Genomic DNA, 24589 nt, shown 5'->3' with positions numbered 1-24589 from the left:
ACAGCATGTCAACACCGCCAAACGAGACGGCCCTCACGCCAGCCAAGACCGGTGATATCGACCATTTTCGATTCCACCGGCCCCACGCCCATTTGGCCGCGCCTTTTGGCAACGACTGGTTCGCGCTCAAAGCTGAAGCCTTTGCACGCTTCTTCGGTACGCCTATCTTCTTGATTTCTCAAACAGCCATTGTCGTCGGTTGGATAGCGCTCAACGAATCCGGACTCACTCAATTTGATGTGTATCCCTTTATTCTGCTGAATCTGGCCTTCAGCCTGCAGGCAGCCTATGCCGCGCCACTGATCCTACTGGCGCAGACCCGGCAAGCAGAACGGGACAAAGCTCATGCCGATGCCGATGCACAACACCGAGAGACATTGGCTGCCGCCAATGAAGAACGTCTGGCCATTGCCGCACACCATTCGGCACAGATTTTGGCATTATTGCAACAAAATACCGAACTCACCGCACTGACAAAGCAACTGACAGAGCGAATTGAAATATTGACGGTTGAAATCCACCAACGCTTTTTGGAAAAAGATACCCATTCCTGATGTACTCAAATACAAAATGGAAAAGGCCGCCCAAAGACGACCTTAGCTTGGCTTAAATCAGTGTAATCACATCATGCCGAGGTACGTCGGCAGCCAGGTTGAAATAGCGGGTACGTAGGTCACCAACCCCAGGAACCCCAGCATCGCCAATAGCCATGGCCATACTGCAACGGTCAGCTCGGTAATACCCATCTTGGTGATGCCGGAAGCAACATAGAGGTTCAGCCCCACCGGCGGGTGGCACATGCCTACTTCCATATTCACCACGATGAGAATGCCAAAATGCACCGGGTTGATGCCCAGTTGCATCGCCACCGGGAACAGGACTGGAGCGAAGATCAGCACGATCGAGGACGGTTCCATCACATTGCCGGCAAGCAACAACAGGATATTCACCGCCAACAGGAAGGCGATCTGGCCCAGACCCATGTCGAGCAGCCACGCACCCATGGCTTGCGGGATGTTCTCGTGTGTCATCAGGAAAGAGAACAAAACTGCATTGGTGATGATGTAGAGCAGCATGGCGCTCATGGCTGCCGAACTGGTCAGGATGCGTGGCACATCCTTCAGGCGCAGGTCTTTGTAGACAAACACAGCTACGAGAAATGCATACACGGCGCTCATGGCAGCCGCTTCGGTTGGGGTGAACATGCCTGAATAAATGCCCCCCATCACGACCACAATCAACAACAACCCCCACATGGCGCGGCGAAATGCAGTCCATCGCTGCGCCCAGCTGGCTTTGGCCATACGCGGATAGTTGTATTTGCGGGCGCGGAACCACGCCACAAAACCCAGCAGAAAGGCCAGCATCAAGCCAGGAATCACCCCTGCCATGAACAATGCGCCCACCGATGTATTGGTGGCTACCGAATACATCACCATGACAATCGAAGGCGGAATCAGGATACCCAACGCACCTGAGGTGGTAATCACCCCAGCACCAAATTGCTTGGGAAACCCCTGTTTGACCATGGCGGGCAGAATAATGGCTCCAATCGCCACCACAGTAGCAGGACTAGAACCCGAGACCGCGGCAAACAAAGCACAGGCCAACACCCCAGCAAGCCCAAGCCCGCCATGCCAGTGGCCGACCATGCTGGTCGCAAAGTCGATCATCCGACGTGCCACGCCACCGTGGGTAAGGAAATACGCCGCCAGGATAAAGAAGGGAATCGCCATGATCTCGAATTTCTCAATGCCGGTGAACAGCTTGAGCGCTACCGATTCGATGGGCACCTGCGTCATCGTGAAGAGGAAGGTGAGCACCGAGAGTCCCAGCGCAATCGAAATCGGCATACCCGTCAGCATTAATCCCAGCAGGAGGCAGAAAATCATGACCTTCTGACCACCCAACAGCGTCACCACGACAAGGGCGGCGATGATGCCCAACGGCCATTTCATCGACAACGGTTTGACCGGTACAACAGCGATAGCGTTACTCATGCGGGTACCCCTTCTTCTTCCAGGCCTTCAACATGGCCGTGATCATGATGCGGTAGCTCGCCTCCGCATATGAACCGCCACGCCACCTGTGCAAAGCGAAAACACATCAAGTAGGAGCCCAGCGGCACAGCCAGGTAGACGATCCAGATCGGTACCTCAAGATCCGCCGAGGTCTGGTCGGTATGGGCAATATGCCAAACAAAGCTGGCCCCCAAGGTACCAACGATGCCGGTAAACAACATGCCGGCCCCTAGTGCAATCAACACAAAAATGCGCCGATTTTTCTCATCGAGCCGGTTGACCAGCACATCGACGCCAACATGGATGCCAGTACGTACGCCGTAGGCTGCCCCAAACTTAGCCATCCAGACAAACAGGTAAATGCATAGCTCCTGGGCCCAGGAAAGATTGATGCCCAGCAGCCAGTCCTGCAAACCCGGTATGGCGAAGCCAGATAAATAGCGATGCAACACGGCGGCAAAGACAATGAAGGTTGCCGTCGCCATCAGAAGGGCGATAAACGCCTCTTCCAGGTAGTCGAAATATTTCATGATTGCTTCCAGAAAAGCGCGCCAACGGGCATTACCGCGCGGCGTGATCAAACGATGGGATACCGCTCACCACGCGTGGACCGCAGCACAAGACAAAAGGATGGGCCGCATACCGAAACGGCATACGCCCTGCCCTGCGGATTAATTGGCCGGATTAAAGCCAGTTTCCTTGTAGATCGTCTTGATCAGCCCATCGCCGATGCGGCTCGACATCTGGGTATGGACGGGCATCAATGCCTTCTTCAAGCCCGCACGCTCGGCAGGTGTCAATGGCAATACCTGGGTCTTGCCTGACTTTTTCACGTTCTCGATGTCGTTTTCATTTTCCGCCTTGGCGATATCGTTGGCGTACTTGGTCGCATCCTTCATTGCGCTCTCCAACTGGGTACGCACCGCTGCGGGCAACCCGTCCCAGAACGGTTTGTTTACTATCACCGCATAGCCCAGGTAACCGTGGTTGGACAACATTAGGTAAGGCTGCACCTCGTGCATCTTCTGGGTATAGAAATTCGATGCCGGATTTTCGGTACCGTCCACGACACCGGTCTGCAAACCCTGGTAAACCTCCGAGAACGCCATCTGCTGGGGAATTGAGCCCAGTGCCCGCATCTGGGCATCGAGCACCTTGGACGACTGGATACGCATCTTCAGGCCCTTGAAGTCCGCAGGTGTCCGCAGCGGCTTCTTGGCGCTGAATTGCTTGAATCCGTTGTCCCAATACGCCAAGCCAAGAATACCTTTGCTTTCCAGCTTCTGCAGGAGGCTAGCGCCTACCGGGCCCTGGGTGACTTTATGGAGCGCTTCGTAGTTATCGAAAATAAAGGGCAGATCAAACGCTTCGAATTCCTTTACGCCCAAGGGGCCGAACTTGGCCAGCGACGGCGCCAACATCTGGATTGCGCCGAGCTGCAGTGCCTCCAGCTCCTCCTTGTCCTTGTAAAGCTGGCTATTGGGGTAGACCTCAATCTTTACTGCCCCCTTGGTACGCTCGTCCGCCAGCTTTTTGAAATACAGCGCGGCTTTACCTTTTGGCGTATCGTTGGCCACCACATGGCTGAACTTGATCACGATAGGACCCGCTGCAAAAGCAACATTGACGGAAAAAGCGAGCGCAATTGCCCCGAGCATGGTACGACGTTGCATTGTTTGTCCCCTGTTTATAGATTTGATTGAGCCTGTTCATTCTTCGCCAGCCCAGCACCAGAGCCAATTGTGGCTAGCCTCCCTGTGGTTGTCCACAATGCATTAGCACCCCAGCTGCTCTACGATTAAGCCATGCAAGCCCTGCCGCCCTCTTCCACCGCCAACTGGCAGCTCTGGCTGCTGCCCCGATTCACTCTCTTATTGTTTGTCGTCGCCGTCATCGGCCTCTTGGCCTACCTACGCAATAGTGGGCGTGAAGAAGCGCGTCTGGTGCTTATCAACGATGTGCTGTGGATAGAGCAGAACCTGCATTTCCAGTTCGAGCAGACCGAAGAGCGGTTGGCATCGCTGCTCAACGCCGCGCGGGAAGGCAATCTGGATGACGTTACCTTTCAGACGCGCGCGCATCTGATTAGTGAAGCCAATTCGGCCATTGTCGGCGTACATCTGCTGAGCGGCAGCCGCGTATATCACCGCGGCGAAGCCATGCCGGCGACGGGCCTAGACGACGCGCGCAAGCTGGCGCACGCCAACGGCAAGGCCAACTACTCCGATGTCCTGGGGCACGACGGCCGCATCGGCATCGTGATGCAGGGGCAAGGCCACGAAATTGCCGCCCTGATTTCGCTGCCCCGGCTACTTTCCACACAGGTGCCATGGTGGTTCGCCAACAAATACCGGTTGGCCGTTATTGATGCGCGCAGTCAGGAGGTCGCCAGCAAGTCCCACGTAGCGGCAGATGAGGAAGGCCTCAGTTACGAGCTGGACTTCGACCCGCCCGGCCATGGGTTAAGACTGCAGGTAACCGCCTACAGCAGCCCTACCGGCATCGTACAGAAAGGGCTGGTGGCCGGTGTCATCGTGCTGGCGCTGATCGTGCTGTTCAGCTGGTGGCGCTTACAAGCCCAGGTGCAGGGCCGGCTAAGCGCGGAGCTGGCCTTGCGCGAGGAATATGCCTTCCGCACCGCCATGGAAAACTCCCTTTCCGTCGGCATGCGCGCACGCGACCTGCAAGGGAAGATGATCTACGTCAACCCGGCCTTCTGCCGCATGGTGGGCTATAGCGCGGAGGAGTTGATCGGTAGCATGCCGCCTTACCCTTACTGGAACCCCGACGACATCGCCCACCATCGGGCGCTCAATGAAACGGTGTTGGCGGGCCTAGCACCACAGGATGGCTATGAATTCACCCTGCGCCACCGTGATGGTCATCTCGTCATTACCCGCGTCTATACTTCACCGCTGATCGACGCCACAGGCAAACAGAGCGGTTGGATGAGTTCGGTGCTCGATATCACTGCCCAGAAAGCCGCCGAGGCGCGCGAGCACGAGCAGGAAGAAAAGCTGCGCCAGACGGGCCGTCTGATCGCCATGGGGGAAATGGCCTCGACCCTGGCGCATGAGCTGAATCAACCCTTGATGGCGATGAGCACCTATGCCGGCGCGGCGCGGCAATTCGCCAGCCAAGGTGAAGCCGGTATGCTCGACTCCACCTTGAACAAGATCGCGGAACAAGCCCTGCGTGCGGCCGGTGTGGTGCGGCGCATCCGGGAATTTGTCCGCAAGCATGCACCCCATCGGGAGCCTTGCGATTTGAACACCATCGCGCTCGATGCACTGGAACTGCTCGATTCCGATGCGCACGCCCGCGACGTACGGATTCGCCGCGACCTGGCCGAGGATATGCCACAGATACAGGCAGACCGCGTCTTATTGGGCCAGGTGATGGTCAACCTCCTGCGTAATGCCGTTGATGCCTGCAGCGAGCAACCACCCGAGCGACGTGATGTTCTATTACAAACCCGTTATCAGGCCGATACCGTGCAGTTGACCGTTTACGACCGCGGGCATGGCATTACACCCGCATCGGGCGATCGCCTGTTTGAAGCCTTCTACACCACCAAGCCGTTGGGCATGGGCATAGGTTTGAATATCTGCCGCTCGATTATCGAACAACACCATGGCCAACTGGGGTATGAAAACCTGCCTGAAGGCGGTACCGCCTTCCACCTGAGCCTGCCACGATGAATACCAAACCTGTCTATCTCGTTGACGACGATGCCGCGGTACGCGATTCACTGGCGCTGCTCCTACTCTCGCATGGCTATACCGTGCGCGCCTTTGAGAGTGGCGAGGCCTTCCTGGCCGCGCTGCCGCCCGATTGCGAAGGTGTAGCCGTATTGGATGTACGCATGCCCGGCTTGTCCGGCCTTGATGTGTTCGACCGGTTGCGCCAGGACGACAGCGAATTGATCGTACTCTTCCTGTCCGGCCATGGTGACATCCCCATGGCGGTGCAGGCAGTCAAGCAGGGCGCGTTCGACTTCCTGGAGAAGCCCTGTAGCGAACAGGCTCTGCTGGAAAAGATTGACGACGCGCTGGAGGTTGTCGTTGGCCGCCACACTTCACGCGGCAGCCTGACCGAAGCGGGCAAGCGCCTCGCCACCTTGTCGCCCCGCGAGCGCGAGGTCATGGACCGTGTATTAGGCGGCAAATTGAATAAGCAGATAGCCGACGAGTTGAATATCGCCATCCGCACCGTCGAGGTTCATCGGGCCAACGTTTTCGCCAAGATGGGCGTGCGCTCGGCATTGGACCTGGCGCAACTCCTGGCTGGGCGCTAAATAGAATGTACCCATAAACCAAGCAAGGGAAGCAAGAGATGAATGTCTTGATGATGGCATTGGCTGCCGGGGTTGCCTTCGTGGCGCAGGCAGATGACCTGGACAAGATCAAAAGCAAGGGCGAAATCGTGATTGGCGTGCGGGACAGCGCCCCCCCCCCTTTGGTTTCTTCGATAAGGCGAAGGGCACCGTATCGGGTTACGACATTGAATTCGCCATCTACATCGCGCGCCAGATCGGCGTGAAGCCGGTATTCAAGACGGTAGACCCCGCCGACAGGATCAAGGTACTCAAGGAAGGCCGGGCAGACCTGGTGGTCGCTTCGCTAGGCAAGACTGCGGAGCGGGAAAAGGAAGTGGACTTCAGTCTGGGTTATTTTGTTTCGACGCAAAAACTGGTTGCCAAAAAAGGCCAGTTCAAAGACCTGCTGCAACTGGACAAAATGACCGTATGTGTCGCCTCTGGCACGACCAATGGCCCAAAGCTCAAGTCAATGGCACATGGCATCCAGCTCGTCGAATTGCCCGACAACGCCGAGGTATTCAAAGCGCTGCAAGAGGGTAAATGCGATGCCGCTTCGGGTGCAGAAGCAACGCTGCTGGGCAACCTGGCCAAAATGCCAGGTAAGCAAGCTTATGAAGTGCCCGATGTGCCCATCGCGTCTGAAGCATTTGGGGTAGCGATGCGCAAAGGAGAGAAGCGCCTGCAACAACAGGTAAACGATGCGCTCACTGCCTCAGAAAGCTCGGGCGAGGCGGAAAAAATCTATGACCATTGGTTCGGTGCGGGTGCTGCGGTGCAACTACCCCGGTCATTCAAAATAAGCCGGTAAGCCTGAGGAGGCCGATGCATGGCGTGGCTGCCCACCAAGCATTACCCCAACGCGCCCGACCTCCGGTCTAAACTGCATAGGCATTTCAACCAAAAAAAGACGAGGATCCGATGAAAAAACTACTGCTACTACTCACCGCCGGTGCCGCACTGGTAGCCCACGCCGATGATCTGGACAAAATCCGTGAAAAAGGCGAAGTCATAATCGGCGTACGTGACAGCTCACCGCCGTTTGGTTTCTTCGACAAAGCCAAAGGCACCGTGTCGGGCTATGACATCGATTTCGCCAACTATATTGCCCGCAAGTTGGGAGTGAAACCGGTGTTCAAAACCGTCGATCCTGCCGACCGCATCAAGGCGCTGAAAGAAGGCCGGGTTAATCTCATCATTGCTTCACTGGCCAAGAGTGCCGAGCGTGAAAAGGAAGTGGATTTCAGCGTGGGTTACTATGTCTCGACCCAGAAACTGGTCGCCAAAAAAGGCGCTTTCAAAGGATTGCTGCAACTTAACCAGATGACGGTCTGTGCACCCACGGGCACTACCAATGCCCGTTATCTGAAAGACCTGTCGCACACCATCAAGCTAGTCGAGCCGGCTGACTATACCGAAGCCTTTGCAGCGATGCGGGATGGTAAGTGTGATGGCGTGTCTGGCCCAGAAGCCACACTCATGGGCAACCTGGCCAAGATGCCAGATAAGCAAGCCTATGAAATACCCGACATCCCTATCGCCTCAGAAGCGCTTGGCGTAGGCATACGCAAGGGCGAAAAACGCCTGCAACAACAGGTGAATGATGCCTTGGCCGATGCAGAAAGCACCGGTGAAGCCGTCAAGATCTATGACCGTTGGTTTGGCACCGGCGCCGCCGTGCAACTCCCACGCTCGTTCAAGATCAGCCGCTAAACATGGGCGTGTGTTTGCTATAGCGATAAAGTAAACCACCGCTCCGGGGCCGGTCACGCCGTGCCACCTGGCTGTCATCTAACGCTGCCTCTACCGCGCTATTGCCTCGCTTATGCCGACCCGTCTTGGTTGGCGGTTGCCGTATAGTGGTTTACTACGCTGAACGCGTCTGGCTGCCCCCCCCTATTCAATGTCTCGCGCACCAGAATGAGGCAAAGAAGGGTAAATGCGCATTCACAGGGTGTTCTTAACACAATATGCTGACGCACAACAGACTTTGAATCACATGCTTGTTTATTAGTCACGACACTTATCGTCGCTTCCAAGGAAATCCCCCCATGCCTCACACCATTCACGAAGGTGGCTGCCAATGCGGCGCCATTCGCTATCAGGTGACCGGCCGCCACCTAACCGCGGCACTCTGCCACTGTTTGATTTGCCGAAAAGCCAACGCCGCACCCGCCGTAGCCTGGGTGATGTACAAGGAAGATCAAGTCCGCTTCCTGCACGAGCGCCCTACTGAATATTCATCCTCTCTGGAAGGTCGGCGGGGCTTCTGCCCACGTTGTGGTACGCAGATCAGCTTTGTCTCTGGGCTGATGCCAGGGCTGATCGACCTCACCATCTGTAGCCTGGACACCCCGAACGACATCGCACCCGACGTTCATGCGTTTGAGTCAAGACGCCTTTCCTGGCTGCATCTCGCCGACCAACTACCGCGGTACCCAGAATACCCCCCTTTTGAAACGTCTTAGAACTTGTCTAAAGTCTCGCGAGCTAAGGCAAGATAAGGCGGAAACAGCCGAGGAAGCGGAGTTTACACAGAGTAAATGAGCATTCCGAGGTCGTTTTCAACGCCATATTGCCGACGCACAGCAGACTTTAGACAGGTTCTTAGAACCTGTTTACGATCTTACTGCGCAGACGTGATCAGGGCTCATGTGCTGCTCGAAAGCCTCATGTACAAAAGTACATTCCGGTTTCTGTGCTGCGCTTCACCCTGCTGACAGCTGCTCGCGACAGATCGTAAACAGGTTCTTAGCCCCACGATGGGAACTGCTCACCGTGTGTCCGGCCCAATAGCGTCTAGTTCAACGCTAAGGTTGGCGAGGTAGCCCTCGGCGAGTGAGTGAAAACATACTCGCCGTATGGATACCCGCCCCTACCTAACCAAGGCCTATATCGTGGCAAATATTGCAGCAGAAAGAATCTGGCACACCATTTCACCCAATGGTGACAGTAGCCCGCTTATTTTGCGTGTTGGCCTACCCAAGCCGTACCCGGCAGGAGAATGGGGCTGCGAAGTCTCGCTGGGCGTGTTGGAGTCCACGCCCACTCTGATTTACGGTGTCGATGCCTGGCAGGCAATCGAGTTGAGCATGTTGTATACCGCTCGCCGCGTCGCTGATTTCGCCAAGGAAGGTTGGCAGTTTTTCTGGGAGCTGGATGGAGAAGCCGCCCGTGCGTCGGAGCTGGCGCACGACCCGGCAGCCAACATTTAAGCAAGCGCAGTGCAATTTGAAAACAATCAGCCCTGCCTGGATCTTGGTCATGCAAGGCCGATAGTAAGGTGATGTAACGCACCACCACCGATCACAGCACGTTCAGGTTGGGTTCGTGCTGGGCACCATGCTTTGTGGTCTGCCTTCCGGGCTATGGGCTGGGTGGCGATACGGCGAACGCTCCCTGTATACGACATGCGTCGGTGGGCTCGCCTGCGGGTCGATATGCGCTTGGAACACCTTAGCGTCGTCCTTGCAAATGAATTGCAGCACGTGTCGCCCGGCCGCCGCAGCACGGATCAACCCCCCAGTGGTTGCCCACACACCCGAGAAGTAGAAATTCTTCAGCCCTGGCAACCCCGGGCCATTACGCTTGACCTCTTCCTCCAACGTCTCGCCGCTTTCCACAAATGGCTGCCAACCGAGCACCGAGCCTTCGTAGTTCGCGGTATAGCGCACCTGGGTCAGCGGGGTCGCCGTATCCTTGGTGGTAACGGCTTCGCGCAGCCCGGGGATTTTGCTGTCGAGAAAATCGATGATTGCATTGGCTGTTTTGCGTTTGGCCGACTGATACTTGTTGCCGCGATGCACGGGCAACGTATGCACTTCGACGCCATCGACAATCCGGCTGCTTTGTTCTTCTCCATCGACCCACTCTCGCCAGGGGTCGATATCGCAAAAATAACTGATGTAGACAATGGCGGTCCCCGGCGGCGCCAATTCGGGGTACAGACTGCTACGAAATTGCACATTAATGCTGGGGTGACGAATCCCCGGCAGGCTAGCTGCGAGCGCTTCTGGCAATAAATAAGTCGTACAGTACTCAGCCTCGGGAAATTCGCGCTTCAAACCCAGGAACAACGTAAAGTATCCGGGAAACACCATGCCGGGCTGCTTGATGGTTTCGGTATAAAGCTTCCGATAAGTGTCATTCAGGTAACGGCCACCCAGCATTTTCATCACTGCTGAATGGCCATCACAAGCGCCAACGACGATATCAGCGAATAATTCCTGTCCATTACTTAGCCGCACTCCGATGGCGCAGTCGTTCTCCACCAGAATCTCGCTGACTTTGGCGTTGTAAGTCACCCTGCCACCCAGCTTCATAAAACGTTGCTCAATCGACCTGGCCAGCCCCAACGAGCCATCTTGTGGTACGCCGGCAGAATGGGTGGCGTGCGCGGCAAGCTGGAAATAGAACGGCAACACTGGGAATTTAGGGTGCTTCTCGTACAAGATAAAGTTAAATGCTTCCTGCAGCAGCGGGTCTTTAAACTTGGCGGAATAATCCGTCATCAGCACCGTGATGGTTTTTCGGATCAGATTGAAGTACGGAATAAAGGACGCCATCATGCGCCAGCGTTCCAGCCGTTTCATCAGGCCGACCGGGCGAAGGAATGGGTAGACCTTCAGGCACTTGATGAACTGACGTAATCCCTGGCAAAAAGAGCGGATCAGCTTGGCATCGCCCGGTGCCAGCTCTAACAGGTGCGCTTCCAGGCGGTCTGGGTCGGAATAAAACCGGACCGAGCGGCCATCGCTGGCCGTGACAATGTTGAAGACTTCGGGGTGACGTATTTCCTTGCCATCCAGTCCACCAATCTCACGCCATATCTGGTGCATCTCATTACCAGGGCCGCTACCGAGTAACCAGCTGATGCACCAGTCGAAGGTAAACTTGCCCTTCTCCCACGCAGTACAACACCCCCCGGGCAGCTCATGCATTTCCAGGATATGTGCTTGATATCCGTTCATCTGTGCATAACAGCCGGTTGATAATCCACCCAGCCCCCCGCCAATGATCAGCATGCTTTCGCGTTGCTTGTTTACTTGCAACATCATCTCCTCCCCATGCCTCAAGCCGAGCTGCCTTGCAGCACCAGCTCTTCATCCAGTTGTGGCAACTGGCCAATTTGCGTGCTGTCCCATGCTTCCTTCCTGTTGCTTTCGCTCACCTGGAAAGCACGGTTCGCCGCCTTACAGATGAACTGGGCTGCATAGCGGCCTGACATCGCCGAAAGCACCAGGCTGCCGCCACCTATCCATTGCCCGGCCAGGTAGAGATTCTTCAAACCGGGCACCTGCATGTGGTGCTTCTTGATCTGCACATTGGCCAGGTCTTCCGCTTCGCTGAACGACAGCCAACCTAGGATGGCGCCCTTGAAGTTGCCTGTGTAACGCTTGTGCGTGATCGGGGTGGCGACTTCGACAATCTCGATCTGCTCGCGAAAGCCCGGGTAACGTTGCGCCAGGAAATTACAGATGAATTCCGCAACCTCCTGCTTGCGCTTGCGATAGGCTGGCTTGTCGGTACGTTTGAGTTCGTCCCAGTAATCGAAGTCAGTGAAATACTTGCAGTACAGCAAGGAGCAGCCCGGTGGCGCAAAACCATCGGCATAGCGGGAACGCAACTGCACCACAAGGCTGCCCTGCCCGCAGCTGGGTAAACCTTCAGCTTCAGTCGGCGTCAACAGGTAGGTAGTGCAGTGCGGCTCGTCAGACGCGACATCACCCTTGATACCGATGAAGACGGACACCAGGCCCGGGTAAAGCACATCTGGCCGGTTCAACACGTCGTCGTACAGCTTGGTAAGCGTCGGATTAAGGTACTTGCCTTCCAACAGATCGTAATGCGTGGTACGCCCATCACCAGCCGAGACGATGTAATCCGCATAATGGCGGGTGCCGTTTTTCAGTTCAATGCCAACGGCGCGATCATTTTCGACCAGGATGCGTGTGATACGGGCGCTGTACTGGATGGCGCCGCCCAGCTTGAGAAAGCGACTTTCGATGGACTTCGCCAGCCCGAGCGAACCACCCTGTGGGAATGCCGAATTACCCTTGGACGATGACGCCATGCAATACAGGTAGGTCAGCACGGGGTAGTTCGGCACCGCCTGGGAGAAGATCAAATTCATCGCCCGGCTCAGCAACGGATGTTGCATGCGTTCAGAAAACGCCTTCATGCCAGTACTGCCCGTACGCCAGAACAAACGGAACGACGGCAAAATCTTCAGTACCTTGCTGATCTTTTCACTCATGCTCATCAGCGGCGCGGGTTTCAGTCCCGACGAAAGATCGAGCTTGATGAAACGGCGCAGATCATTGCAGAACGTCTTGATGTGAGGTGCATCCTCAGGCGACAGCGCCAACAGATGCTGCTCCAGCCGATCCGGTTCCGTATAGAAGGAAAGCGCCTGGCCTTGCTCGTCAACCACCCGATTGAACTGGTTAAAGCGTTTTATGGTCTTGCCGTCCAAGGCGCCCAATTCACGCCAGACCTGATTAAAGTCGTTATCGGGTGCACAGCCATCGAGCCAATCGATGCAGTAGTCAAATACATAGCCTTTTCGAGACCACGCGGTGCAACTACCACCCGGCAACACATGGCGTTCAAAAATACGGGTATCGAAACCATTCATTTGCAGATAGCTGCCGGCCGCCATGCCGGCGACCCCAGCGCCAATAACGATGGCGGTGGGACGATCACCCGGCTGGCGAGACAGGCTAATGGGATCCCTAAGCGACATGTTCTTCACTCCCTTCCAGAATATTCAGCGTGAGCTGGGCGTTATCAGCCACGTAACCCACATCCAACATGTCCGCATGCTGGCCGAAACCCTTGAACACATTGCTTGAGGTACTTGAGCAATCATGCCACGCGCCCTTTTCTCCATCGGCGTAGAAGGCCAGCTTGTGTGCGTCAGCAATCACGCTGATGGCGGCGGCCACCTGACCCGAGTTCAGCGTGCGGCTACAGAAGCGGATGTAGTCGCGCGCTTGCTCCATGGTCTCCTTGGCCACAATGTCCGAGCCGGTGTGCTTGTGCAGGTGCTCGCCCAACTCCTTCTCGAATTCAGCCAGATGCTCGTCACCGAATTCGAAGTGTTCCGAAATACGGTAGGAATCCATGATCACCAACTGGCTGACCTCACGCCCACGCTGTTCCAGCACCTTGGCCACTTCAAATGCCAGATTGCCACCCAATGAATAACCAAACAGCGCATAAGGGCCCGTCGGCTGCAAAGACTCGATCAAATCAGCGTACTGGGTAACCTTGTCGTCCCCCATCAAGTAGTTGAACGACACCAGGGTATGGTCTGGCATATGTTCTGCCATACGGCGATAGACCAGCCCATGCCCCCCTGCCGGCGGGAAGCAGAACATATTGTCCGGCCGGCCAGCGTTGAACTTCAGATAAGGCTGCGAGCCCGCTTCGCGGCCGATGATGATGTGCTCAATGGTCTTGGCCATGCCATACAGCGTGGTGATCTTGAACAGCTGGCTGACTGAGATGGCGATATTGAACTCGGCTTGCAGGTGATAGATCAGCTCGATCAGCTTGATGGAACTGCCGCCGACCTCGAAGAAGTCATGTTGCAGTCCCACCTGTTCCAACCCCAACAACCGCTGCCAATGGTCGGCCATGCGTACTTCATACAAGGTCTGCGGCAGCTCGATGGTTTCCTGGTCCGTATGCAACGTCGGCGCAGGCAGCGCATTGAGGTCGACCTTGCCATTGGGCGACAGCGGCATCGCCGGCACGGCGACAAACCACGTCGGGATCATATAGGTCGGTAAATGGCCGCCCAGGTGCTGGCGCAATTGCTTTATGTCCACGGTGGCTTCGTCTGCCGGTACGCAATAGGCACACAGTTGCGGCTCGCCGCCATTGTCGGTACGCAACATGACGACGGCCTGGGCAATCTCGGGCAAGGTCTTGAGCTGCGCTTCGATTTCACCCACTTCAATGCGATGGCCGCGCACCTTGACCTGGTTGTCTGCCCGGCCCAGCAATTGCAACGTACCGTGTGCATCCCAATGGGCAAGGTCGCCTGTGCGATAGAGGTAGACGAGCTGACCATCCAGCACCAGATTCACAAAGCGTTGCGCGGTCAGGTCCGGCGCGCCCAGATAGCCTTGCGCAACCCCCATCCCACCGATCCATAACTCGCCCGGCACACCCGCCGGCACCGGCTGTCGATGTACATCAAGTACATACACGGCGCTGTTGGCAAAGGGTCGCCCGATCGGCACCATACGGCCCAGTTCCAACTTGTCCAATGCACCCTCGAAGCAGGTGCTGTCGATGGTGGCTTCGCTCAGACCATACGAGTTGATCAAGCGATGCTGCGGATGGCACAGCGCGCGCAGTTGCTGGATTTCCTCGACCATCCAGACATCCGAGCCGACGATAAGCAGCTTCAGGAAATCGAGCCGCTTGTTTTCAGCCTCACAATAGCGCATCAAGCCACGGATCACGGCAGGGACGAACTCTGCGCAATCCACCTGTTCACGGATCAATGTGTCATACAGCCGTGCCGTATTGAACAGCAGGTCACGTTCCACCAACACCAGCGTACCGCCCGAACACAAGGCCCGCAGCACGTCACCCGCAAACACGTCGAACGAGAAGCTGGCCATCTGCGCATGGACGCTGACATCCTGCTTCAGTCGGTAGTGTGCCTCCCAACCCAGGTAGACCGCCGCCAGATTGCGATGACTGACCTGCACCGCCTTGGGCCGCCCGGTCGAACCCGACGTATAGATGATGTAGGCAAGGTCATCGAGCGACGCCGGGCCCGCAGGACGTATGTCGATACTGCCGTTCTCCACCGTCAACCGTGGGTCGTTCAATGTCATGCAATCGCCGTCCCAGTCGCTCAGACGGGCCCGACTTTGTGCATCGACCAGGGCCAGTTTCGTATTGGCATGGCTGACCATATAGACGAGGCGGTCCGCCGGGTAGTCAGGGTCGAGCGGCAAATAGGTCGCCCCGGCTTTGAGTACACCGAGCAGGGCCACGATCAATTCCGGCGACTTGGGCAGGCACAATGCCACCACGCTACCACGGCCTATGCCACGCCGTTTCAGGTTACAGGCGAACTGGTCTGATCGCCCGGCAAGCTCGCCGTAGCTCAACCGGAGTGTCGGACCGATTTCCATTGGCATCGACAGCGCCAAAGCATCGGGCGTGCTGGCAGCGTGGGCATCAATCAACGCGGTTATCGGCAACGTTGGCGCGATCTGTTGCTTTGCGCCGCTCCAATCCTGTAACAGCAACTGGCGTTCTTCACTGCCCAGCATGTCGAGCTGCGCCACCGGCTTTTCAGGAGACCGTGTCATCGCCTTGAGCAGATTGACGTAATGCGAGGCCATGCGCTGCATGGTTTCCGGCACAAACAAATCGCTGTTGTACTTGAATACGCAATGGAAACGGCCCTCTGCTTCGTCTTCATAGGCAGACAATGTGAGGTCGAACTGGCCTTCTTCTTCCGGCAGTTCGATGTATTCCAGCCGATAGCCGTATTGCTCGGTCGCCACCCGGTGTGCCAACAGGATAAACATCGCCTGGAAGACTGCGGAACGGCTTGGATCATGCTTCAAGCCAAGCTTGTCCACCAGCAGCACAAAGGGGTATTCCTGGTTGTCCAAGCCATTAAGCACAGTCCGTTGTACCTGCTCCAGCAAGGCCAATGTCGTTGGCTCGGCACTGAGGTCGACATGCAACGGCAGCGGGTTGACGAAGTAACCATAGATGGACGAGAACTCCTGCTCCGTACGGCCCATCACCGGGCTGCCGACAATAATGTTGTCCTGGCCCGTATAGCGGTGCAGCAAGGCGTAGTAGGCCGACAGCAAGACCATGAACACCGTCATGCCCTGTTGCTTCGCCAGTGCATGCACTTGCTGGCTCAACGCTTCGTCCAGGACAAAGAACTGCGATGCGCCGTTGTGGGTCTGCACGGCAGGGCGTGGTTTGTCGGTGGGCAGATTGAGGATAGGCACTTCAGCCGGCAGGTGTTGTTGCCAGTACTGCTGCATGCGGTCTGCCGCCGGGCTAGCCAGGAACTGGTTCTGCCAGTTCAGGAAGTCCAGATAACGCGCCTTTAGCGGTGGCAACGTTGTCTGCTCGCCACGCCGCATGCCTTCATACAGCGCCAACAGCTCTTCTATGAAGGTAAAGGTAGAAATCGCGTCGGAAATGATGTGGTGTACGGCTTTCATCATCACCCAACGGTCGGCACCCAAGCGGAAGAGGCGGAAACGCATCAGCGGGTCATGCGCGAGGTCGTACGGCTTGCGGTACTCGCGGATGATCATCTGGTAGACGTCATTCCAATCGCGGCCTTCCACATCCACCAGGGCGATATCTTCCTTGGCGTCCAACGAAATACGCTGGATGGCATGGCCATCCTTCTGCATGAAGTTGGCGCGCAAGCCAGGGTGGCGGTGGATCAATATACGCACGGCCTCGAACATCAATTCAGGCTCAAGCGCTGTACGTATTTCCACTGCACCGCCGATGTTGTAGGCAAAGCCATCCGGGTCCAGATGCTTGAGGAACCACAGTGCAGTCTGGTTCTGCGTGAGCGGATATTCGTGCTCGTTGGTGATGAGTTCAACCAATCGCCCTTCCGCCACCGCAGCCTGTTCGCCCACAACGTTTTCAAGCAGATCACCATGAAGTTGGACAATCAACTCCTGAATCGATACCCCACTCAATAGCGTCACTACCGGCAACGCGACCTTGATCTCGCGCTGGATACGCGCCCGCAGCTCAATCGCCAGCAGGGAATCCAGGCCCAGCTCATTCAAGCTGCGCTCCACCTCCACCGCAGCCAGCTTCACCCGCAGCACTTCGGCCACTACCTGGGTGAAATGCTCGGCCAGCAAGGGGCGGCGCTGGTCATCGTCGGCCTGACGGAAACGGTCGATAAAGCTGGCGCTGTCGTTATCGGACTCCGTACTCTTCTGCGCGGCGGCAATCTCTGCCACCAGGGGAGGCATTACCGGATACCACGCCAGAAACAGCGGCCAATCAACCACCGTAGCTACTAGCAGTTGTGCACGGTCCTGGCCGATGACGCGCTCCAATACATCCATCCCGGCATCGGGCGACAAAGAGTTCATCCCCCGGCTGTTACGGTAGTGATCGATCAGGCCCAGCTCTTCGATCATCCCGGTCGCCCACGGGCCCCAATCGATCGCCAACCCTGGCAAGCCCTGTGCACGGCGATGGTGCGCCAGGGCATCGAGGAAGGCATTGCCGGCGGCGTAGTTGGTTTGCCCGGCCGTGGTCAATAGCGAGGCAATGGAAGCAAACAACACAAAATGGTCGAGTGGTTCATCAGCCAAATGACGATGCAACAGATAACCACCCAATACCTTGGGCCGATAGGCTGCATCGAAGGCTTCCGGCTGCATTTCGCCTACCAACGTATCGCGAACCTGACCAGCCAAGTGGAATACGCCACGAATCGGCGGCAAACCACGCTGGCGGAATGCTTGCAGCCAGTCGATCAAACCGCGCTCATCGGTCACATCGAGCGACGCCAGGATAGCTTCGGCACCACTGGCTTCCAATTCACGAATAAAGCGGATATGGCGGCCCAGGGTCGAGTCTGCCTCAACACTATGCCATTCGCTGCGTGCCGGCAGGCTGGTACGGCCCATCAGAATCAAACGCCGCGCCCCACGCTTTACCAGCGTACGGCACACCAACCGCCCCAACGCCCCCATCGCCCCGGTGACCAGATAGCAACCATCGGCGCGCAAACGCAGCGGCAAAGGCCGCGACAAACCACTGGCCGGCTGCAGGCGGCTGGTCAAGCGGCGTGCACCACGCCATGCCACTTCACCTTCGCTTTCATCGGCTGCCTCATGCAGCAACCGCTCCGCTTCCAACCCATAGGCGCTGAGGTCATGCGGCGTGGCGGGGTCCAGATCCACCAGCTTGCCACGGTTGCCCACCATTTCCTGATACCACAGTACTCGGCCAACACCCCAGGCGGTCGCCGCCATCGGCTCCGGGCAATCGCCGGGCAAGACAGCCTGTGCGCCCCGTGTGGCCACAATCAACCGGGCCTGGCTCTGTTCCGCCAACATGGCCTGCGTCAATGCAATCAGGGGATAGGTGCCGTGACTGGTGCCGGCCAGCAGGTCTTCCACCCCGCTGTCGTCAAAGCTCGGTGCATCCAGGTGCCACAGGTAGAGTACGGTCTTGCAAGGCGGTGTACCGGCGGCATGCATGGCGGCAAACAATTGCTGCATCTGTTCCAACGAGCCGGGCACCACCGTTGCCTGCCGGGTATTGGGGTCGAAGGCGAAGGCCGTGCCCGGTGAAACCAGATAGCAAGGTTCCTGGCGTTCATTCAATCGCAGGGCCACATGGTCGCCCAGGGTTTCGGAATCCGCCAGGATCAACCAGCTGCCGGGTACCGTCGGCGTCGGTGCGGCATACATCTCCACCACCAGCGGCTTTTCAACCCAGGTCAGTTCGGTCAACCAATTATCGATGGTCGACAGGCTGACTTTGCTGGCCGCCTTTTCCACATTGGCCGCCCGGAAGCCACTGATCAAACCCATAGCCTGGCCGTCATCATCAAAGATGGCGATGTCGCCAACCACTTCGTCCAGGCTGCGCCGGGTGATGCGTGCATGTGCCCATAGCGGCCGGCAGCCGATAGCGTCGGTACGTATTTCGGCTATGGTCAGCGGCAGGCGGATGCCTGTCTGTTCGCTACCGCTTTGGTGATGGGGTATCTCAGTGGTCAACAGCGCCTGGAAGCAAGCGTCCATCAAGCTCGGGTGGAAATGATGGTTGCCGGCGTCATCGCCCAATAGCGATGTAGGCGTGATGCGGGCCAACGCTTCGCCCTCGCCAATCCAGATTTCACCGATAGGCTGGAAGGCTGGCCCATAGTGGTAACCCATGTCGGCCAGCGTGCTGTAGCACTCGGTCCCATCCAGGCATAGCCGGCTACGCGCCTGCACCGCCTCGATCGACAGCGCCGGAATCTGTTGCCGTTTCTGGCTGGCACGCAAGTGGCCAGTGGCATGGATGACCGGCTCCTGCTCACCATTCGGGATAGTTGCCACCGTAAAGCTGGCGCTATCACTATCAAACACAAACTGCACCGGTTTGACTTCGGCATCAGGCAGGAATAACGCCTTGCGTAGTTCCACATCCGCAATCACGGCGGCAGTATCACCCGTCATGGCCTGCATGGCTTGCGCTGCCATCTCGATGTAACCCGCAGCGGGAAACAGCACGTTGCCCTGAATGCGGTGGTCGCCCAGATACGGCTGCTTTTCCACGTCCAGCTGCGCTTCCCAAGTCGGCTCGGCCGTCGCCATACGCCGCCCCAGCAACGGGTGGGCGATCTCGCCCAGGCGGATTTGCGCCACCGCCTTTGATTCAATCCAATAACGATCCTGCTTCCAGGGGTAACACGGCAAGGTCACCGGCGAGCCGCCTTCGAACATCGGCGCCCAATCAATGGCCAACCCCAAGTTGTGCAACGCAGCCAGCGACAGCTTGATGCGTGCAGGTTCGTCATCCTGCCGACGAATCGAAGGCAGAATGCGCCCGCTGGCTCCTTGGTTGGTCAGGCATTCCTGAATGGAGTGACCCAACACCGGATGTGGCCCGATTTCCAGGAACAGGCTGTACTGGTCATCAATCAACCGGTCGATGGCCGCCTTGAAGCGCACGCTGTAACGCACGTTGTCCCACCAGTAATGGGCATCCAACTCTGGGCCTTCACCCATGGCATCACGCCCAGTGAGGTAGAGCGGCAATGTCGAGGGACGGGGTTCAATCTCGGCCAGCGAGCTCAGCAACTCGTCCTTGATCAAATCCATCTTGGCGCTGTGGTAAGGCACGCTCACCGTCAGGAACTTGGCAAAGATATGTTCAGATTTCAGTTGCTCGGCCAATTCGGCCAAAGGCGCCTTGTCACCCGCCAACGTCATCGCAGTAGGGCTATTGATGGCGGCAATCGATATCTGGTCACCATAAGGGGCAATGCGGGCGAGCGCTTCCTCTTCGGTGAGGCTGACAGCCAGCATGGTGCCGGCACCAACCAGTAGCTGCTGTAAACGGCTGCGGTGGATGATGACCTTGACCGCATCCTCCAGGCTGTACACCCCTGCTTCATAGAATGCCGCCGCCTCGCCGGCACTGTGGCCAACGATGGCATCCGGCTGGATACCGTATGAACGCCACAACGCGGACAAGGCGATCTGCAACGCAAAGTTGGCCGGTTGAGCCAGCCAGGTCTCGGCCATATTCGAATCAGCCTCGGCAGCATTCATCTCGTCGATCAGCGACCAACCTGCTTCCTTGCGCATTTCGCGGTCACACGCTTCGATGACAGCGCGATATACCGGCTCGCTGTCGAACAACTGACGGCCCATCGCCCACCACTGAGGGCCCATGCCAGTAAATACCCATACCAGCCTGCGCTGGGCCGGTTCCAGCTTTGCGTCTGCCACGATATGCGGATGTGCCTCGGCGGCAAGGTAAGCCTCCATCTGTTCCAGCAGGCTGTCTTGCGATGAGTAGACAAATGACAAGCGCGATTCCAACGCCTGACGACGATATGCAAGGGTGTAGCCGATATCACGCAATGCGCTGGGGCTGTCCGCCTTTTCGGCCACCGTCGCACACATACGCCGGACCATCTCGGGGAAGTCAGCCGGGTCGCGCGCAGTCAGCGGCAGGATGGCGTAATGCGGATCAGCCTGCTTGGCCGGGGCAGTACGGGCCGGCGGCTCTTCCAGCAGCACATGGGCATTGGTGCCGCCAAAACCAAACGAGTTGACCCCGGCGCGGGCCGGGCCCTCATGGGCGGGCCACGGTGTGGGCTCGCGCGGTACATCGAACGGCTGGGCGTCCAGGTTGATATCAGGATTGACGGTTTCCAGGTTGATATGTGGTGGAATCACCTTGTGCTTGAGGCTGAGTACTGTCTTGATCAACCCCGCAACACCCGCGGCGGCTTCGGTATGACCGATATTGGTCTTTACCGAGCCGACATAACATTGCGCACCGGGCTGACGGCCTTCAGCCAATACCCGTCCTAGCGCATTGGCTTCGATGGGGTCACCCACGGGTGTGGAGGTACCATGCGCCTCAATGTATTGCAGATCGCCTGGTACAATGCCCGCTTCGGCACACACCTGGCGGATCAAACGCACCTGCGCATCGCCACTGGGCACGGTAATGCCATTGGTACGGCCATCCTGATTCACGCCGGTGCCAACAATCACCGCATGGATAGGGTCGCCATCGCGCAGCGCATCTTCCAGTCGCTTCAAAGCCACCACACCCACGCCTTCAGCCCGGACGTAGCCATTGGCCGACGCATCAAAGGTACGAGAACGCCCTTCCGGCGAGAGGAAACCACCCTTGGATTCGGCAATCGTGTACTGCGGCGTCATGTGCAGCAGCGTGCCGCCAGCCAACGCCACGCTGCTCTCGCCGCGCCGCAGGCTCTGACACGCGAGGTGAATAGATACCAAAGACGAGCTGCACGCCGTATCCACCGACATGCTGGGGCCGATGAAGTCGAAACAGTACGACAACCGGTTCGATACCATGGTCATCATGGTGCCTGTGGCGGTATGCGCCGCGAGGCTGTTGAAGCTCAGATCGGCGAACTGGACAATCTTGTAGTCCAGCGTGAATGCGCCAATAAACACACCGATGTTCTTGCCGGCCAGATCAAACGGCTTCTGCCCGCCGTCTTCCAGCGCTTCCCACGCCACTTCCAGCAACTTGCGCTGCTGCGGGTCCATGTATTCCGCTTCGCGCGGACCGATGCCAAAAAAGGCTGGATCAAACTCATCAAAACCATCGATATAACCGCCACGCCCACCCGTCAGCCGGCCGGGCTTGGACTTGTCCTTGCTCCCCAATGTGCCCACGTTATAACGGCTGGCCGGCGTGGGCACGATGCAATCCTTGCCCATCACCAGGTTCTGCCAGAACATCGAATAATCATTAGCGCCACCCGGAAAACGGCAGCCAATACCGATGATTGCGATCTTGTCCGCAGACTCCAGCTTACTTGTGTGCGTCATCTTCTCTTTCCTTGTAATCGTGTATCGCGACTTGAATGGAGAACGTTATTGAATTGAGCAGCGCAAAAAATAGGTGCAACAACTACACGGCGTGCATAGCGCGGGCGCATCGCCGTTTAGCAGGATTCGGATTGCGTCTCTTCGATAGGCCGAGGTGCCGGCGCTGGTGGATACACCCGCTTGCGCCAGGGGTAGAGAAAACTGGCGACAATTGCATTGGGCGGGGGGAAGGAATCCGGGTGTTCAATGCCGATCGCCTTCGGCACCCGGCCAGGCTGCCAGGTGAAACTGCCGAAGAGCCAATCCCATAGCGGAATATCGACGCTGAAGTGGCCGGCCTCCTGCAAGTCCAGGCTATGATGCAGACGGTGTTGTTCGGGGCTTACCACGAGGTAGTTGAGCTTGCCAAGGCGCACGCGGATATTGGCGTGGACAAAGTAGCCTTGCAGCGTATTAAAGATACTGACAACGAAAATGGCCGGCTGCGACAAGCCCAGCAGAATCAAGGGTAGTTGCGCCAGAAAACGGCGGCCGAAAACATCGAGCACATGGTTGAGCCCGTTGTTGCCGACATTGACCTTGGCTTCCACATGGTGAATGCCATGGATGCGCCAAAGCCAAGGAAAAGTGTGGCCCGCACGGTGAAACACATAGGAACCGAACGAACTGCCCCCTAGCGCCAGTGGTATTTCAAGCCACAGCGGCCATGAGGAGTGCCGCGGCGACACAAAGGCAGCCACCGCGAGTACAGCGGCCACAGCCATACCGCCCCCTACCATGGTGATTAACAGATAGAGCCCATCCCTGGCCCATTCCCGTCCTGTAGGACGCCATGTCATATCGTAGGGAATCAACCATTCCAATATCGCGAGATAAAGAATCGTCCAAGCCAGAAACACGACATTGCATAACCCATAGTTAAGGTCAAAGCGAAATGTCGCCCATAGGGTCACCGCGGCTGCCACCAACAACAGCGGGTAAGCCAAACCACTTAATAAATTCGTAATCCTGGTGCCTATCACCGCGAAGTGTAATTGCCCTGGTCTCTTATTCTCTGTGTCTTTAGTAGCTTGTTGCATATCATGCTTTTGTTGAGAGCTGATTCGCATGCAAATAATCCCATCGTACTGGCGGTTGAATATCCTGCGTGTGTTTGTCAAATTCAGTGGCAACAAGCAGCTGCAACCAGAAATTATCCACAGGAGAAATGACGAACACCTTACAAACCCGACCTATCTTCTTTTTTATCGCCTCGGTACTTTAATCGCATTCAAAAATCATCGGGATTTTCCGTTTCAAATAACATGCACATTTCTTTAGCGCGCACTTAGCCCCCGCCAGACTGGCGACATTAAAACAAACGTTCAGATTCAAGGATGTTTCAGGGCTTACCCAGGCCAACCTTATAAATGGCGCACTTCGTGAAAACCCAGACACTGTAATAAAGCAACGTTACATTTTCTTTACTCTCATAGCCGTACGGGGAAGTCGCTTTGTATTTCAAATCTCATCAATTGGCATTAAGCGTAAGCGCCTGACAATATATGTATTAGTACATTATTTTTTCGCTTTATGCGTAGCCGAACAACAATAACGTTATAAAAAAACAATCCACATTCCTTGCTTATTTCACAATTTCAAAAAGCAAGGGCACTGTACAGGACGCATAAAATTAGTTGCAAGTTAACCGCGATCAGTGTGTGGTTTTGTTGCACAGTGCAGCCATGTACGAATAAATGTGAATTATGGTCGGCTGATATAAACCAAGCGGCCGATTAAGTCAGGATAAATACAATTACATCGACCAATACGAATAGAATAATGCAGGAATATTTTTGCACCATTCTCGTCCTCACTGCTCTATCGGCAACACGAGTAATAAGCCGTCTCAAAGTGTGATGGCTGACCTGTCCAAAGTCTGTAACGAGTGAATGGAACGCAGCATAGGAGGCCCAATAAGGGCCCCTCCGTAATAACCGGTTCAACGTCTTGCGAGCTAGGACGAGCCAAGGCGAAAATGCAGGAGGAAGCGGAGTTTACTAACTGATGTTACGCAGTAGCTGCGAGAAGCAGCTGTAACTGATCATAAGCCGCGCGGGAGGCGTTGATCAGTAACTTGCGGCAAAGTGCGAATGGGTTCTTCTGCGTCTTGATGCTCAGGCATT

Annotated in this window: 15 protein-coding genes; 8 read left to right on the top strand and 7 right to left on the bottom strand. The window is 56.7% G+C overall.

What is annotated here, in order from left to right; all coding sequences use genetic code 11:
• Nucleotides 1-5: 5 nt before the first annotated feature.
• Nucleotides 6-554, top strand: a complete 549-nt coding sequence (locus tag CSQ89_RS05645) for a DUF1003 domain-containing protein (RefSeq protein WP_099405209.1) — start codon at nt 6-8, stop codon at nt 552-554.
• A 66-nt stretch (nt 555-620) separates the two neighbouring features.
• Here CSQ89_RS05645 and CSQ89_RS05640 read toward each other — a convergent pair whose 3' ends face one another.
• The 3 genes from CSQ89_RS05640 to CSQ89_RS05630 form a co-directional block, all read right to left on the bottom strand.
• A complete protein-coding gene (locus CSQ89_RS05640) occupies nt 621-2000 on the bottom strand; it encodes a TRAP transporter large permease (RefSeq protein WP_186293363.1) in 1380 nt (459 codons plus the stop codon).
• Complete coding sequence (locus CSQ89_RS05635; protein ID WP_099405224.1) at nt 1997-2551, bottom strand: TRAP transporter small permease; 555 nt, start codon at nt 2549-2551, stop codon at nt 1997-1999. The genes CSQ89_RS05640 and CSQ89_RS05635 overlap by 4 nt, the downstream gene beginning before the upstream one ends.
• Before the next feature lie 141 nt (nt 2552-2692).
• Nucleotides 2693-3694: a TRAP transporter substrate-binding protein gene (locus tag CSQ89_RS05630; protein WP_099405208.1), complete on the bottom strand. Its 1002-nt coding sequence runs from the start codon at nt 3692-3694 to the stop codon at nt 2693-2695.
• A 132-nt stretch (nt 3695-3826) separates the two neighbouring features.
• Here CSQ89_RS05630 and CSQ89_RS05625 point away from each other — a divergent pair, with 132 nt between their 5' ends.
• The 7 genes from CSQ89_RS05625 (at nt 3827) to CSQ89_RS05595 (ending at nt 9554) form a co-directional block, all read left to right on the top strand.
• Entirely contained in the window at nt 3827-5722 is a 1896-nt protein-coding gene (locus CSQ89_RS05625; protein ID WP_099405207.1) for a sensor histidine kinase, read from the top strand.
• A complete protein-coding gene (locus CSQ89_RS05620) occupies nt 5719-6318 on the top strand; it encodes a response regulator transcription factor (RefSeq protein ID WP_099405206.1) in 600 nt (199 codons plus the stop codon). The genes CSQ89_RS05625 and CSQ89_RS05620 overlap by 4 nt, the downstream gene beginning before the upstream one ends.
• Before the next feature lie 38 nt (nt 6319-6356).
• Nucleotides 6357-6563: a hypothetical protein gene (locus tag CSQ89_RS05615; protein ID WP_099405205.1), complete on the top strand. Its 207-nt coding sequence runs from the start codon at nt 6357-6359 to the stop codon at nt 6561-6563.
• Entirely contained in the window at nt 6524-7150 is a 627-nt protein-coding gene (locus CSQ89_RS05610; RefSeq protein ID WP_233202969.1) for a transporter substrate-binding domain-containing protein, read from the top strand. The genes CSQ89_RS05615 and CSQ89_RS05610 overlap by 40 nt, the downstream gene beginning before the upstream one ends.
• Before the next feature lie 110 nt (nt 7151-7260).
• Complete coding sequence (locus CSQ89_RS05605; protein ID WP_099405203.1) at nt 7261-8052, top strand: transporter substrate-binding domain-containing protein; 792 nt, start codon at nt 7261-7263, stop codon at nt 8050-8052.
• 338 nt (nt 8053-8390) lie between these two features.
• On the top strand, nt 8391-8807 hold the full coding sequence (locus CSQ89_RS05600; RefSeq protein ID WP_099405202.1) for a GFA family protein: 417 nt from the start codon (nt 8391-8393) through the stop codon (nt 8805-8807).
• 393 nt (nt 8808-9200) lie between these two features.
• A complete protein-coding gene (locus CSQ89_RS05595) occupies nt 9201-9554 on the top strand; it encodes a DUF6968 family protein (RefSeq protein ID WP_099405201.1) in 354 nt (117 codons plus the stop codon).
• Between the two features lie 102 nt (nt 9555-9656).
• Here the strand turns inward: CSQ89_RS05595 and CSQ89_RS05590 are convergent, their stop codons facing one another.
• The 4 genes from CSQ89_RS05590 to CSQ89_RS05575 all read right to left on the bottom strand — a co-directional run bounded on the left by CSQ89_RS05590 (nt 9657) and on the right by CSQ89_RS05575 (nt 23503).
• Nucleotides 9657-11396, bottom strand: coding sequence for a phytoene desaturase family protein (locus CSQ89_RS05590; protein WP_199065244.1), 1740 nt, complete (start codon nt 11394-11396; stop codon nt 9657-9659).
• 14 nt (nt 11397-11410) lie between these two features.
• Nucleotides 11411-13084 carry a phytoene desaturase family protein gene (locus CSQ89_RS05585; RefSeq protein ID WP_099405200.1) on the bottom strand — a complete coding sequence of 558 codons (1674 nt, stop codon included), beginning with the start codon at nt 13082-13084 and terminating at the stop codon, nt 11411-11413.
• On the bottom strand, nt 13074-22424 hold the full coding sequence (locus tag CSQ89_RS05580) for a non-ribosomal peptide synthetase/type I polyketide synthase (RefSeq protein WP_099405199.1): 9351 nt from the start codon (nt 22422-22424) through the stop codon (nt 13074-13076). Before CSQ89_RS05580 ends, CSQ89_RS05585 begins: the two co-directional genes overlap by 11 nt.
• A 116-nt stretch (nt 22425-22540) precedes the next feature.
• Complete coding sequence (locus tag CSQ89_RS05575) at nt 22541-23503, bottom strand: sterol desaturase family protein (RefSeq protein WP_099405222.1); 963 nt, start codon at nt 23501-23503, stop codon at nt 22541-22543.
• Nucleotides 23504-24589 lie beyond the last annotated feature (1086 nt).

The organism is Chitinimonas sp. BJB300 (assembly GCF_002735695.1).
Classification (GTDB): domain Bacteria; phylum Pseudomonadota; class Gammaproteobacteria; order Burkholderiales; family Chitinimonadaceae; genus Chitinimonas.
Note: the sequence above shows the minus strand (reverse complement) of the source record. Positions and strands in the feature narration are given on the sequence as shown.